The sequence below is a fragment of the Peribacillus huizhouensis genome, from assembly GCF_014138605.1.
GTDB classification, from domain to species: domain Bacteria; phylum Bacillota; class Bacilli; order Bacillales; family DSM-1321; genus Peribacillus; species Peribacillus huizhouensis.
In genome coordinates this window covers 82,337-97,125 of the sequence record NZ_JACJHX010000010.1, presented here as the reverse complement: position 1 = coordinate 97,125, position 14,789 = coordinate 82,337, and the positions used below count along the sequence as shown (strand labels likewise).

General features: G+C 39.3%; 11 protein-coding genes. 10 read left to right on the top strand and 1 reads right to left on the bottom strand.

Features of this window, described 5'->3' with window-relative positions:
- The first annotated feature begins 180 nt into the window (after window positions 1–180).
- The 8 genes from mmgA to pyrG all read left to right on the top strand — a co-directional run bounded on the left by mmgA (window position 181) and on the right by pyrG (window position 11,544).
- On the top strand, window positions 181–1,365 hold the full coding sequence (gene mmgA, locus HNP81_RS15405; RefSeq protein WP_182503199.1) for an acetyl-CoA C-acetyltransferase: 1,185 nt from the start codon (window positions 181–183) through the stop codon (window positions 1,363–1,365).
- Window positions 1,366–1,404: 39 nt separating this feature from the next.
- Window positions 1,405–2,256, top strand: a complete 852-nt coding sequence (locus HNP81_RS15400; protein ID WP_182503198.1) for a 3-hydroxybutyryl-CoA dehydrogenase — start codon at window positions 1,405–1,407, stop codon at window positions 2,254–2,256.
- Window positions 2,257–2,288: 32 nt separating this feature from the next.
- Window positions 2,289–3,419, top strand: coding sequence for an acyl-CoA dehydrogenase (locus tag HNP81_RS15395; protein ID WP_028393411.1), 1,131 nt, complete (start codon window positions 2,289–2,291; stop codon window positions 3,417–3,419).
- 11 nt (window positions 3,420–3,430) lie between these two features.
- The gene (locus HNP81_RS15390; protein ID WP_028393412.1) at window positions 3,431–4,570 is read left to right on the top strand and encodes an acyl-CoA dehydrogenase; all 1,140 of its coding nucleotides are present in this window, start codon (window positions 3,431–3,433) and stop codon (window positions 4,568–4,570) included.
- Window positions 4,571–4,683: 113 nt separating this feature from the next.
- The gene (locus HNP81_RS15385; RefSeq protein ID WP_182503197.1) at window positions 4,684–5,334 is read left to right on the top strand and encodes a TetR/AcrR family transcriptional regulator; all 651 of its coding nucleotides are present in this window, start codon (window positions 4,684–4,686) and stop codon (window positions 5,332–5,334) included.
- Between the two features lie 133 nt (window positions 5,335–5,467).
- On the top strand, window positions 5,468–8,734 hold the full coding sequence (icmF, locus tag HNP81_RS15380; RefSeq protein WP_182503196.1) for a fused isobutyryl-CoA mutase/GTPase IcmF: 3,267 nt from the start codon (window positions 5,468–5,470) through the stop codon (window positions 8,732–8,734).
- Between the two features lie 229 nt (window positions 8,735–8,963).
- Entirely contained in the window at window positions 8,964–9,542 is a 579-nt protein-coding gene (rpoE, locus tag HNP81_RS15375) for a DNA-directed RNA polymerase subunit delta (RefSeq protein ID WP_312859691.1), read from the top strand.
- A 400-nt stretch (window positions 9,543–9,942) separates the two neighbouring features.
- A complete protein-coding gene (gene pyrG, locus HNP81_RS15370) occupies window positions 9,943–11,544 on the top strand; it encodes a CTP synthase (protein ID WP_028393416.1) in 1,602 nt (533 codons plus the stop codon).
- A 478-nt stretch (window positions 11,545–12,022) separates the two neighbouring features.
- Here the strand turns inward: pyrG and HNP81_RS15365 are convergent, their stop codons facing one another.
- Window positions 12,023–12,550: a DUF2529 domain-containing protein gene (locus HNP81_RS15365; protein WP_182503194.1), complete on the bottom strand. Its 528-nt coding sequence runs from the start codon at window positions 12,548–12,550 to the stop codon at window positions 12,023–12,025.
- 559 nt (window positions 12,551–13,109) lie between these two features.
- On the opposite strand from HNP81_RS15365, the gene HNP81_RS15360 reads away from it, so the two are divergent.
- Together HNP81_RS15360 and HNP81_RS15355 are read left to right on the top strand one after the other, a co-directional pair.
- Window positions 13,110–13,481: a response regulator gene (locus tag HNP81_RS15360; RefSeq protein WP_028393418.1), complete on the top strand. Its 372-nt coding sequence runs from the start codon at window positions 13,110–13,112 to the stop codon at window positions 13,479–13,481.
- Window positions 13,482–13,758: 277 nt separating this feature from the next.
- The gene (locus HNP81_RS15355) at window positions 13,759–14,616 is read left to right on the top strand and encodes a class II fructose-bisphosphate aldolase (RefSeq protein ID WP_028393419.1); all 858 of its coding nucleotides are present in this window, start codon (window positions 13,759–13,761) and stop codon (window positions 14,614–14,616) included.
- The last annotated feature ends 173 nt before the right edge of the window (window positions 14,617–14,789 follow it).

Genomic DNA, 14,789 nt, shown 5'->3' with positions numbered 1-14,789 from the left:
TTAATCGAAACTGATATATGTAAAGAAGTTTTATTCAATGTTTCTAACAGGTTTAAATAAACTATAAATTAAATAATAAAAGCGCTTACAACGGGTGGTCGAAAAGGCGTTTGTGCTTTTCTTATGAGCGAACGTTCAATCAGTTTTGAAAATAATCATAGGGAGTTAGGTGGATTTTTAATGAAAAAAACAGTGATTGTGAGTGGTGCCCGTACACCTTTTGGTAAATTGGGCGGAGGTCTTAGCAGTTTAACAGCTTCAGAGCTTGGTGGAATTGCAATCAAAGAGGCTCTTAACCGAGCAAGAATGGATGCAAGCCAAGTCGATGAAGTGATTATGGGGAATGTACTTCAAGCTGGACAAGGACAAATTCCTTCGCGGCAGGCTGCGCATCATGCAGGTTTGCCTTGGCAAGTAAAAACTGAAACGATTAATAAAGTTTGTGCATCTGGGTTACGCAGTGTGACACTTGCTGATCAAATTATACGGCTTGGGGATGAAGAAGTCATTGTTGCTGGTGGAATGGAGTCTATGAGTAATGCGCCATACATTTTGCCAAATGCAAGATGGGGATTGCGAATGGGTGATTCACAATTGAAGGATGTACTGATTCATGACGGTTTAAGCTGCAGCTTCACTGGTGTGCATATGGGCACATACGGGAACAGCACCGCAAAAGAGCTAGAGCTATCACGAGAGGATCAGGATCATTGGGCATTTCAAAGTCACCAAAAAGCAATAGCAGCGATTGCGAATGGAACACTTGCTGAAGAAATTGTACCAGTTCAAGTATCTGGTAGAAAAGGAGAGCTTTTAACGATCGTGAACGATGAAGCACCAAGAAAAGATACAACGATTGAGAAGCTAGCAACGCTCAGACCTGCCTTTAACAATGAAGGAACGATTACAGCAGGAAACGCTCCTGGTATTAATGATGGAGCAGGGGCACTTGTATTAATGAGTGAAGAACGTGCAGAGAAAGAGGGTATTGCTCCATTTGCTTATATTCTGGGTCATGCAGAAGTAGCGGTAGTAGCGAAAGATTTTCCGAAAACCCCAGGTATCGTAATCAATGAATTATTGAGAAAGACTGGGAAATCGCTTGATGAAATTGCATTATTTGAAATTAATGAAGCATTTGCAGCGGTGGCGCTTGCTAGTAAGGAAATCGCCAAGGTGGATCCAACCAAAGTGAATGTAAATGGAGGGGCGATAGCACTTGGTCATCCTATAGGGGCAAGTGGTGCACGCATCGTCATTACACTTATGCATGAACTGAAACGACGCGGTGGTGGTCTAGGAATTGCTGCAATCTGCAGCGGTGGCGGTCAAGGAGATGCCATTTTAATAGAAGTGCCAAGATAAACGTGATGGAGTTTTCAATCGAGAAGAGGAGGAATAGCTGTGGACATTAACAAGGTAATGATCATTGGAGCTGGACAAATGGGCTCAGGAATTGCTCAAGTATGTGCGATGAACGGATATGAAGTGATCCTACATGATCTAAAACAGGACTTTGTGAATCGTGGAATTAAGGCGATCACGCAGAACTTGATTAAACAGGTGAAGAAAGAAAGGCTTACCGAGCAGGAAAAAACAGATACGCTTAAAAGACTAACCCCCTCCATTGATTTACAAAGCGCGGCTTCGGTTGATTTAGTCATAGAAGCAGCTGTTGAAAACATGGCAATTAAAGCATCGTTATTTGCTGAGCTTGATCAGATTGCACCTGTTCATACAATTCTAGCTAGCAACACATCCTCACTCCCCATTACCGAAATTGCAGCAGCGACCAGACGTCCTGAAAAAGTGATTGGCATGCATTTTATGAACCCTGTTCCAGTTATGAAACTTGTTGAAATCATCCGCGGCATAGCTACAGATGATGAAGTATATAGAACGATTGAAAAACTGGCTGTATCGCTAAAAAAGGTCCCAGTTGAAGTGAATGATTTTCCTGGGTTCGTATCTAATCGAATTTTGATGCCGATGATCAATGAAGCCATTTATACATTATTTGAAGGAGTGGCCTCTAAGGAAGCGATTGATGATGTTATGAAATTAGGTATGAACCATCCGATGGGACCACTTACTCTCGCTGATTTTATCGGTTTAGATACATGTTTATCTATCATGGAGACGCTCCATAGTGGCTTCGGTGATGACAAATACCGCCCATGCCCCCTGCTTCGTAAGTATGTAAAAGCAGGATGGCTTGGTAAAAAGTCAGGACGTGGCTTTTATGAATATAGCTAACAAGTATTTAGTGATAGCTAGGAGGTGTGCGGATGAATTTTCTTTTTAATGAAGAGCAAGAAATGATGCGTAAAATGGTTCGTGATTTTACGGTAGCAGAGATTGCTCCCATTGTAGAAAGGATGGAGAGTGGTGAATTTCCCAGACAAGTGCTTCAAAAAATGGGGGAGCTTGGATTAATGGGGATTCCGATACCTGAACAATATGGCGGCGCTGAAATGGATTTTATTTCTTATATTATCGCCATTCATGAAATTTCCAAAGTAAGCCCAGCCTTAGGTGTTATTCTCTCTGTTCATACATCTGTTGGAACAAATCCAATCGTCTATTTTGGGAGCGAAGAGCAAAAGCAAAAATACGTTCCTATGCTTGCAACTGGAAAATATTTAGGCGCTTTTTGCTTATCAGAATCTAGTGCTGGATCTGATGCCGCCAACTTGAAATCAAAGGCAATAAGAGATGGTGATTTTTATAGATTGAATGGGTCGAAAGCATTTATCACAAATGGCGGAGAAGCAGATGTGTATATTGTTTTTGCTTCCACTAACCTAAAAGAGAGGAGTAAAGGGATTTCTGCTTTCATTGTGGAGAAAGACACACCAGGTTTAGTCATTGGCAAAGATGAACATAAAATGGGTCTCATGGGTTCACGAACCGTACAGCTTACATTTGAGGATATGAAGGTACCTGTTGCAAACCTATTAGGTAAGGAAGGGGATGGATTCAAAATTGCCCTGGCCAATTTAGAAGTAGGTCGAATTGGTATTGCAGCACAAGCACTAGGAATTGCTGAAGGGGCATTCGGTCATGCTTATGAATACGCCAAGGAACGTGTTCAATTCGGAAAATCAATTGCTGTACATCAAGGAGTCGGTTTCAAGCTTGCTGAAATGGGGACAGCAATTGAAGCGGCCAAATTATTAGTCTATCAAGCAGCCTATCTTCGTTCACACCGTTTATCTTGTGGCAAAGAAGCATCGATGGCTAAGCTATTCGCTTCAAAAACAGCAGTAGATGTGACGACAGAAGCCATTCAAGTGTTCGGTGGCTACGGCTATACGAAAGACTATCCGGTTGAGCGCTATTTTCGCGATGCAAAAGTGACAGAAATTTACGAAGGTACGAGTGAAATTCAAAAAATCGTCATTCACAAACATTTGTAGGGGGGAGTGGCATGCAGTTTAAATTAACTGATGAACATGAAATGATTAGAAAAATGGTTCGTGATTTTGCAAAAAAAGAAGTAGAACCGACTGCTGCAGAACGTGATGAAGAAGAAAGATTCGATCGAGAGTTGTTTGATAAAATGGCTGAATTAGGTTTGACCGGTATTCCATGGCCCGAAGAATATGGTGGAATCGGTAGCGATTATTTAGCCTATTGTATCGCAATTGAAGAACTTTCAAGAGTTTGTGCATCTACAGGTGTTACGTTATCCGCCCATACATCTCTTGCAGGATGGCCCATCTATTCATTCGGTACGGAAGAGCAAAAGCAGAAATATCTTCGTCCAATGGCAGAAGGAAAGAAAATTGGCGCATATGGTCTGACGGAACCTGGTGCTGGTTCGGATGCTGGAGGAATGCGCACGCAGGCTAGATTAGATGGGGATTATTATGTGTTAAATGGGTCCAAAATCTTCATCACAAATGGTGGGATTGCGGATACGTATATTGTCTTTGCTTTAACGGATCCTAAATCCAAACAAAAAGGTACGAGTGCGTTCATTATTGAAAAAGACTTTTCTGGTTTTAGCATAGGAAAAAAAGAGAGAAAATTAGGGATTCGTTCGTCACCAACTACTGAAATAATTTTTGAAGACTGCAAGGTTCCAAAAGATAACTTGCTAGGAAAAGAAGGGGAAGGGTTCAAAATTGCGATGATGACGCTAGATGGTGGTAGAAATGGAATAGCGGCACAAGCTGTCGGGATTGCTCAAGGAGCGCTCGATGCAGCTGTTGAATATGCAAAAGGGCGTGTCCAATTCGGAAAACCGATTGCAGCCCAACAAGGAGTTGGCTTTAAGCTTGCGGAAATGGCCACTAGTGTTGAGGCTGCTCGTCTCCTTACGTACCAGGCGGCTTGGCTTGAATCTGAAGGGTTTCCGTATGGAAAAGAATCTGCCATGTCGAAATTATTTGCAGGGGATACTGCAATGAAAGTTACAACCGAAGCAGTGCAAGTATTTGGTGGTTACGGCTATATGAAAGACTATCCTGTTGAACGCTATATGAGAGATGCGAAAATTACCCAGATTTATGAAGGTACTCAAGAAATTCAAAAACTTGTAATCTCAAGAATGCTCACAAAATAGAAGAAATACAAGGAGAATTCGGTTGAACACCGGACTTTTGGCATGAATTCAGAATCTGTTCTTAAGTTAACTTTTAACAAAGGCCGGTGATGGTTTTTTTAATGAGGTGAATTATGAAGAAAAGAGAAGTTCATGCATCTGTTAAAGATGAACAACTAATTATTATGAGGCGCAATCAAATTATTAAAGGAGCTGCCATACTTTTTAAAGAAAAGGGTTTTCACCGAACCACAACAAGAGAAATTGCTAAAGCTGCGGGGTTCAGCATTGGGACTCTTTATGAATATATTCGAACAAAAGAAGATGTGTTATATCTTGTTTGCGATTTCATCTATGATGAAGTGAAAGCTCGTCTACAAAAAGAGGTCAAACTAAATAATGGAACGATTGAAAGCTTGAAACTAAACATTGCTTATTTTTTTCAAGTAATGAATGATATGCAGGATGAAGTTCTTGTGATGTATCAAGAAGCGAAATCCTTATCAAAAGATGCTCTTGCCTATGTATTAAATAAAGAAATTGAAATGGTAAGGATGATTGAACTTGTCATTGAGCGTTGTGTGGAAAATGGTGAATTCAACTTACCAAAAGCACAAATCACTCTTTGTGCCCACAATATTTTTGTCCAAGGGCAAATGTGGGGTTTCAGAAGATGGGCATTACAACGATTATTTACATTGGAAGAATATATTGAATATCAGACAACGCTGGTTACTCAAGGATTCGCACAAAAAACGTCCATGAGTGTTTGCTCTAAAACCTAACGATGAAAAGGTTCAGGTTTTCAAACTGTATCACCTTATGAAGGTGGTGGTGCGGAGCTGATTTTGCGAAGCCCCGCCCCTTTTCAGCAAAATAAAGATGGATTACAACCTATTGCGATGAGGGGGAAGGCAAATGGGTACAATTGAGATTTATAGAGCAAAACATCCGATTCGTTTAGTGACAGCTTCAAGTTTGTTTGATGGACACGATGCAACGATTAATATCATGAGAAGAATTATGCAATCAAGCGGTGCGGAGGTTATTCATCTCGGTCATAATCGTTCGGTCGAGGAAGTAGTCAATGCAGCGATACAGGAGGATGTTCAGGGGATTGCTGTTACATCCTATCAAGGTGGTCATTTAGAATACTTTAAATACATGTATGATTTGTTGAAGGAAAAGGGGGCACCACATATTCGAATTTACGGTGGTGGAGGCGGAGTCATTATTCCCCGAGAAATCAAAGAACTTCATGATTATGGAATTTGTCATATATTTTCACCTGAAGACGGGAGAAGCCAAGGGCTTCAAGGAATGATTAATAAAATACTTAAAGAATGTGATTTTTCAACGATTCATTCTTCTTTGCCAGATCAATTTGACGAATTACTATCAGGGAATCCAGTAGCTGTTGCCAAGTACATTACACTTGCTGAGAACAGGATTGCAATGGATGATGAAGCAGCGGCATCGACAGACCGTGTTTTTGAACAAATTAAGACATCTAATAAACAGACGCCGGTTATTGGAATGACAGGAACAGGGGGAGCGGGGAAAAGCTCCTTAACCGATGAATTAATTCGTCGGTTCCTTAATGAAATACCTGAAAAGAGAGTAGCTGTTCTTTCTATTGACCCAACTAAACAGAAAACAGGTGGGGCCTTACTTGGTGATCGTATACGGATGAATGCAATATTCTCTAATCGCGTGTATATGCGAAGCCTTGCAACACGCCACTCCAAGACAGAGCTTTCTTTAGCCATCCGTGATGCTATTTCTGTAGTCAAGGCGGCTGGTTTTGATCTAGTCATCGTGGAAACGAGCGGAATTGGGCAAGGTGATGCAGAAATCGCTGAGGTTAGTGATGTTTCCCTTTATGTAATGACAAGTGAATTTGGAGCACCATCACAATTGGAGAAAATCGATATGATCGATTACGCTGATTTGGTCGTTATTAATAAATTTGAACGTAAAGGTTCAGAAGATGCCAAAAATCAGGTGCAAAAGCAATATCAACGAAGCCGGCTTCTTTTTGACCGCGACACGGAAGAGATGCCTGTTTATGGAACCATTGCTTCTCAATTTAATGACGTTGGGACAAATGCCTTATTTGCCGAATTAGTAGAAAAGGTAAATGAAAAAACAGGAACCTCATGGTCTACTACTTTCGGAAAACAGGCTAACGTGAAAAAGCAAAATATGATTATTCCAAACAATCGCCGTTATTATTTACGTGAAATCACAGATACAGTCCGGAATTACCACCGTCATACGGAAAAACAGGTGAAAGTAGCCCGTCGTTTATTTCAACTCGAGGGAGCTATGGATGCAGTGAGTCAAAAAGGGACAGACCAAACTGCTTGGAACATTCTTGAGGCATTGCGTGTGGAAACACAAGCTAAATTAACGGCAGAATCTAGAAAAATACTTGCAGAATGGGATGATTTAAAAGAACAGTATTCAAGAGAAAAGCTGACTACAAAAATACGTGATAAGGAAATTGTCACTGAACTACGCTCAAGAAGTTTATCAGGTTTATCGATTCCGAAAGTCTCATTACCTAAGTTTGTTGACTATGGAGAAATCCTTCGTTGGGTTTATTTAGAGAATATTCCTGGTAAGTTCCCCTATACTGCCGGAGTTTTCCCATTCAAACGACAGGGAGAGGATCCGAAACGTCAATTTGCCGGAGAAGGATCGCCTGATCGAACGAATCGCCGTTTTCACTATTTATCTAAAGATGATGACGCTAAAAGACTTAGCACAGCTTTTGATTCCGTTACTTTATATGGTGAAGACCCTGATCACCGCCCAGATATTTATGGGAAAGTAGGGGAGAGTGGGGTTAGCATTTGTACGTTAGATGATATGGTAAAGCTTTATCAAGGCTTTGATTTATGCCATCCATCTACATCGGTATCAATGACCATCAATGGTCCGGCTCCGATTATTTTAGCGATGTATTTAAACACAGCTATTGAACAACAAATTGCTTTAAAAGAAATCCAACTAAAAAGAATAGTAACGCAAGAAGAAATGGAACAGATCAAAGCATATACACTGCAAACGGTACGTGGAACAGTTCAAGCTGATATTTTAAAAGAAGATCAAGGTCAAAACACATGCATTTTCTCTACAGAATTTGCTTTAAGAATGATGGGAGATATCCAGGAATACTTTATTCGTCACAAAGTGAGAAATTATTATTCTGTCTCGATTTCCGGTTACCATATTGCAGAAGCTGGCGCTAATCCCATTTCACAATTAGCTTTTACATTGGCGAATGGCTTTACGTATGTAGAATACTATTTAAGCAGAGGCATGAAAATCGATGATTTTGCTCCGAATTTATCCTTTTTCTTCTCAAATGGATTGGATCCGGAATATACAGTAATCGGCAGGGTAGCAAGAAGAATTTGGGCGACGGTTATGCGTGATAAGTATGGGGCGAATGAGCGAAGTCAGAAATTGAAATACCATGTCCAAACATCCGGTCGCTCTCTGCATGCACAGGAAATTGATTTTAATGATATTCGCACGACTTTACAAGCACTGATGGCTCTCCAGGATAATTGCAATTCTTTACACACAAATGCCTATGATGAAGCGATTACAACACCTACCGAGGAATCGGTCCGCCGGGCTATGGCGATTCAAATGATTATTACTAAAGAATTTGGGCTGTCAAAAAGTGAAAATCCCCTTCAGGGCTCGTACATTATTGAAGAACTTACAGATTTAGTGGAAGAGGCTGTTCTTTTGGAATTCGACCGAATCGATGATCGCGGTGGTGTTCTTGGTGCGATGGAAACCCAATATCAACGTGGAAAAATTCAAGATGAATCGATGTATTATGAAATGAAGAAACATTCAGGGGAACTGCCGATTATTGGAGTGAATACCTATTTGAATCCTAATCCAAAAAGTGCAGAAGATCTTGATACAATGGAGCTAGCACGAGCTACTAAAGAAGAAAAAGAAGGGCAAATTGAGAATCTTCGAACTTTCCAAAAGCGCAACATCGATCGATATGCTGAGTCAATACAACGATTGAAAGATTCGGCAATGAATGGAGATAACATATTTGCTGAGCTGATGGAATGTGTGAAATATGCAAGTCTTGGACAAATAACCCGTGCTTTGTACGAGGTGGGTGGCCAATATCGAAGGAATATGTAAATCCTTCTTCAACTGAATTTAGTAGTTGCGGGGTCTGTCTCTTCGTTTTGGGACGTCCTCTTTTTTTTACAGACTTAAACATAGAATCTAAGATTCACTAGCATAAACCTCCTGATATTGTTTATAATGGATAGTATGTTTAGCAGGAATAGCAATGAAGGATGCAGAATCCTGTATGGATGTGTTTTGTTTGAAAAGACACTTACGGAGTGTTTGATATAGAAAGGAAGTGCCGAACTTGAGTTTACAATCATACTCAAAAGAAGAATTATTAGAAATGTCTTTGCTTGAACTCGCATATGAATTGCTTGTAGAAAAGAACGCACCTTTGTTATTTGATGATTTAGTAAATGAAATAGCTGCTTTGCAAGGCGTATCGAAAGAAGAAATTAGAAGTAAAATTCCACAATTTTATACAGATTTAAATGTTAACGGTCGTTTTACTTGTCTAGGTGAAAATCGCTGGGGGTTAAAAACTTGGTATCCAGTTGATCAAATCGAAGATGAGGTTGTCCATGTCGTTAAGCCGAAAAAGAAAAAAGCTAAGAAAGCGTCAATCGTCGAGGATGATTTTGATGAGCTGGATGAGGAAGATTTGGACTTTGAAGATGATATAGAAGATCTAGATGAAGACGAGGATGATCTCCTTGATGATCCACTTGATGAGGATATTGATGATGACCTAGTCGAAGACGAGGATGAAGATGAGGACGACCTTAAAGACGCATTAATAGACGATGATGAATTTGAGTTGGATGAAGAAGAAGAAGAAGAAGAAGACTTTGACGATGAAGTAGAAAAAGAATAGGGATTCTCTTGACTTTTTCTAGCAGAATTTGTAGAATCATTTTGGGCTCCTTAAAAAAGGACAGGATGATAAAATATATCGCTCCCTTACATTCGTAAGCGGAGCGTTTTGTATTTATATTAGGAAAACGGAAGAGCTTTGTTAAAATTCAGGCTTAATTTGCTTGGAGGATTTAGGCTGCTTGCGTTCGACACAATGACAGGTTGAAAAATATAAAATTACTACCTGTGAAAAACAATGCTGCGTAAAATGATGGATTGCTGAATGAATCATTCAAATAAACATCATTTTTTTATTTTTTCATGGATTCATATAAATGGTCCTGTAATTAAAAGGAAATCTAAAAGAATGAGTTTTAGGATTTAAAAGAAAAATGGAAGAACTTGAAGGAGGATACAACATGACAAAGTATATTTTCGTAACAGGCGGTGTCGTTTCTTCGCTGGGTAAAGGGATTACGGCAGCTTCATTGGGACGATTATTGAAAAACAGAGGACTAAGTGTAACGATTCAAAAATTCGATCCGTATATCAATGTGGATCCAGGAACAATGAGCCCGTACCAACACGGTGAAGTATATGTAACGGATGATGGTGCGGAGGCTGATCTTGACTTAGGGCATTATGAGCGTTTTATTGATATAAATGTTGGTAAACACAGTAATGTGACAACAGGTAAAGTATATTCGACTGTTATTAGAAAAGAGCGTCGTGGCGATTATGAGGGTGGTACCGTACAAGTAATACCCCATATTACGAATGAAATCAAAGAACGTGCATTTTTAGCAGGAAAAGAATCAAATGCAGATGTAGTCATAACAGAAATCGGCGGAACTGTGGGCGATATCGAATCGCTGCCATTCCTTGAAGCTATTCGTCAAATCAAAAGTGACATCGGTCGTGATAATGTGATGTATATTCACTGCACGCTTGTTCCGTTTATTAAAGCAGCAGGAGAATTAAAAACAAAGCCAACTCAACATAGCGTAAAAGAATTACGTAGCCTTGGCATTCAACCAAACCTCATTGTGTGTCGTACGGAAATGCCGATTTCTCAAGATATGAAAGATAAGATTGCCTTATTTTGTGATATTGATAAAAAAGCAGTTATTGAATGTCAAGATGCGGACACTCTTTACTCCATTCCTTTATCGCTTCAAGCACAAAACATGGACCAAATTGTTTGTGACCACTTGAAATTAGATTGCAAAGAAGCTGACATGACCGAGTGGAAAGAGCTTGTTAAAAAAGTTACGTCACTATCAAAAACTACGAAGATCGCTCTTGTTGGGAAATACGTCGAGCTTCAAGATGCATATCTTTCAGTTGTTGAAGCATTAAAACATGCAGGATATGCGCATGATGCAGATGTTGAAATTGATTGGGTTAATGCTGAACATGTTACAAGAGAAAATGTAAAAGAACTATTAGGACATGCTGATGGGATACTTGTTCCTGGCGGGTTTGGTGATCGTGGTATTGAAGGGAAAATTGCGGCTACTGAATTTGCTCGTAATCAGAAAAAACCTTTCCTTGGTATTTGTTTAGGTATGCAGCTAGCTTCTGTTGAATTTGCTCGTAATGTGCTTGGTCTAAAAGGAGCACACTCAGCAGAAATTAATCAGGATACAGAGTATCCGATCATCGACCTATTGCCTGAACAAAAAGATGTGGAAGATTTAGGTGGTACATTACGTCTAGGGCTGTATCCATGTAAATTAGTAGAAGGTACAAAAGCCTTTGAAGCATATGGACAACAAGTGGTTTATGAACGTCACCGTCATCGTTATGAATTCAATAACCATTATCGCCAAGCTATGGAAGAGGCAGGTTTTGTCTTCTCAGGAACTAGCCCAGATGGTCGTCTTGTTGAAATCATTGAATTGAAAGATCACCCATGGTTTGTGGCTTCTCAATTCCATCCAGAATTCATTTCTCGTCCAAATCGTCCACAACCACTATTCCGTGATTTTGTGGAAATGTCATTAAAGCCTAATAAATAATACAAATAAACGAGGGTACCCATAATGTAAGGTTAGCAACGCCTCATACAGTTCAAATTAAACGTAAGAACCTTTGAACTGTGTGCGCGTGGACAGACCTTTTTGGGGTACCCTCGTTTTACTTATTGACTATGTTAAACCTCGTTGTTGATGTTGGCACTATGTTGGGAGCGGAAGGCGGCGTGAGGCTCCTGTTTAGAAAAGCGAATCACAGGGAAGATCTCACAGGCACACAGCACCGAGGAGGCTTCCGTCCGCAGGTTGAAAGAGAACGCCTTACGTTCCAATCAACAGGCAAGTTTAACAGAGCCTACTTATTAAGAACCAACTTGCCGCAGCACGGCGCGTACTTAGACTGTGATTCATTGAACCTTAGTTCGTAGAGTCGATTGATCTATTCTGCACGGAGGTATTATCGACTCTAGAACGGCTAACAATCAGTGGGGGATGAAGAAACCTCACTGATTGAAGTTTCACTTTATTCTTCGCTGTACTCCAAAAGAATTTCTTCCAGTGTTGTTTTAATTCCATAATAGGCAAATAAAGCGATCATTAAATGTGGAAAACCGACACGGTTTCCTGTTTCATCTGGGATTAACCCTCTTAGCAAACGTAAATTAATATGCACATCAGAATATTGTTCGATGGATTCTTCATCACAAACCAGAGAAGAAGCAATCGTTACAAAAGGAATCTGTTGGTCACGCAGCTTTTTAGCAAGCTGTAAAGCTGATTGGTCTGTGGTGTAACGCGTAAATAAGATCACGCGATCCGCCACGTTTAATGATGCATTATCAACAAAGGGCTTGGCGCTTGGGAAAGGCTCTGCTCCGTGAAAAGCTTCTGAAAGAATGCCCTCCATCTCTTTGAAACCTTTGAGATAAATCGCACCATCACTAATAGCTGCTTGAGCGAGAAGTCTTCCTCCATCTTCAAAATTGAAGCTCTCTTCATCCATCATCTTTTTATATAATCCAGTTAACTGGGTGGAGAATATTTTTAACATGGATATTACTCCTTTCATTCACTATCTATACCTACTGAATGCATTTAATTATAAGGGAAAGCATTTTGATTGGAAAGGAAGCCGCTTTAGTAAATGGCGCTTTTCATTTAAGATATCCATGAGGGCCCGTTTTAAAGCCAAACGAAGAATAGTTCTGGTTCTATAAACTGTATCACCTTATGAAGGTGGTGGTACAGAGCTGATTGTGCGAAACCCCGCCCCTTTTCCACAGAAATGTGGTATCAAGTACTTTAGGAGGATTGAATTATTCACTTTTTTAATTTACCATTTTTTTAAAATATAGTATTTTAATTTTGATGAATAGTTTACAATTGTAAAGTAAGAACCATATTTAGCATTAACTAACTTTAAACGAATCCTTCGAAGCTTTTGAATAGTGAAAAGGTAGCGATTGTAAATACTAAGATATAACTAGTTGAATCTACAGTAACAATAAAATGAAACTTCTATCATTGGAGTTCTTCAGACGATGGCTACTTTACATGTTGTGCGTTAGTCAAATAAGCATAAAAAATTTGTTTGAGAAAGAAGTGAGAGAATGGCAGGAAAGGTTCTTATTGTCGATGATCAATTTGGTATTAGGATATTATTGAATGAAGTGTTACATAAGGAAGGGTATGATACATTTCAGGCGGCGAATGGTTTACAAGCACTTGATATCGTTACGAATCATTCACCTGATTTGGTTCTTTTGGATATGAAAATCCCCGGGATGGACGGAATCGAAATACTAAAGCGCATGAAGCAAATAGATGCTGACATCCGTGTCATTATCATGACCGCTTATGGGGAGCTTGATATGATACAGGAGGCAAAGGACTTAGGGGCAATTACTCATTTTGCAAAACCATTTGATATAGACGATATTCGTAAAGCGGTACGTGAAAATATAATCATTCAATCTAATTAAAAAAATTCTTGGTTAATCATATGTTATTGCAGATTTTAAGTAAAAAAGCGATAAAATTGTAGTGATTTAACATCTAATAATTTGTGGAACCGCTTAATTTTTTGTAATAAAACTGAATATTCTACCGCGCGCGGAATTTGTTGCTGTTTTTTGATTGTCTTGATATGCTTATAAAGGAAAAAGAGACATTCACATTCTTGAATATCTAGAAAAGTTTGTGGAAACCTCTAAGGAGTATTAGTAGTTAGAAGAACATTTACTGTAGGAGGAAATGATTATGCCTTTAGTTTCGATGAAAGAAATGCTTAACAAAGCTCTTGAAGGTAAATATGCAGTTGGGCAGTTTAATATTAATAACTTAGAATGGACTCAAGCTATTTTAGGTGCTGCTGAACAAGAAAAATCACCTGTTATTCTTGGAGTATCAGAAGGTGCTGCTCGTCACATGGGCGGATTTAAAACAGTCGTTATGATGGTTCAGGGCCTATTAGAAGATATGAAAATTACAGTACCAGTTGCAATCCATTTAGACCATGGTTCAAGTTTTGATAAATGTAAAGAAGCAATTGATGCTGGCTTTACATCTGTAATGATTGACGCTTCACACCACCCAATTGAAGAAAATATTGAAACAACGAAGAAAGTTGTTGAATATGCTCATTCTAAAAATGCTTCTGTTGAAGCAGAAGTTGGAACAGTTGGCGGTCAAGAAGATGACGTGATTGCAGAAGGTGTTATTTATGCTGATCCTAAAGAATGTGAAGATCTAGTTAAACAAACAGGTGTTGACTGCTTTGCTCCAGCTTTAGGTTCTGTACACGGTGAATACAAAGGTGAGCCAAACCTAGGATTCAAAGAAATGGGAGAAGTACGTGACTTAACACAAATTCCTTTAGTTCTTCATGGTGGAACTGGAATCCCAACAAAAGATATCCAACAAGCGATCTCTCTAGGAACATCTAAAATCAATGTAAATACAGAAAACCAAATTGCTTTTACAAAAGCTGTTCGTGAAGTATTGAACAACGATTCAAAAGTATATGATCCACGTAAATACATTGTACCTGGACGTGACGCAATTAAAGAAGTAGTTATTGGAAAAATTCGCGAATTCGGTTCTGCTGGACAAGCGTAAGTTATACTTTGAAGTAAACAAGGGTTTCTCTTCTATTTTACATTTTATGTGAAGTGGAAGAGAAACTCTTATTTTATTATTGGTGCTAAAAAAGTATGGATTGGTATTTAATGTTATTATTCCTGAATTTTAATAGGACTTTTTAGACGATCTCTTTTTAAAGAGTTGGAATT